General features: G+C 76.3%; 1 protein-coding gene. It reads left to right on the top strand.

Annotated elements, in window-relative coordinates; genetic code table 11:
• Positions 1–506 (top strand): histidine kinase dimerization/phospho-acceptor domain-containing protein (locus AC1DQC_RS20365; RefSeq protein ID WP_477053033.1); only part of this gene is annotated, 506 nt, incomplete at both ends.

Genomic DNA, 506 nt, shown 5'->3' with positions numbered 1-506 from the left:
TCACCAGCCTGCACCGGTGGACGATCGGGATCGGCCTGGGCGCGGTGGTCGTGGCGGCCGCGCTGGGCTGGTTGTTCGCCGGGGTCGCAATCGCGCCGCTGCGCCGGCTGGCCGAGCAGACGCGCCGACTGGGCCTGGACCCCTCGGCGCCGCCGCCGCGCGTGTCGGGGGCCATCGAGGCCGAGGAGCTGGCCGCGGCGCTGCGGACGCTGCTCGACGCCAATGCGGCCGAACGGGCCCGGACCGCGTCGGCGCTGGCGACGGCCCGCGACTTCGCCGCGGCGTCCGCCCACGAGCTGCGCACCCCACTGACGGCGATGCGGACGAACCTCGAGGTGGCCACGACGCTGGACCTGCCGGCGGCCACCCGCGCGGAGATCCTCTCCGACGCGCTGCGCACCGAACGGCGGGTGGAGGCCACCCTGCACGCGCTGGAGAGGCTGGCGGCGGGAGAACTGTCGTCCGAGGCGGACTTCGTGCCGGTCGACCTGTCCGAGCTGCTCGAC

Source organism: Cellulomonas sp. P4_H12, assembly GCF_056400905.1.
This window is presented reverse-complemented; position numbering and strand designations above follow the sequence as displayed.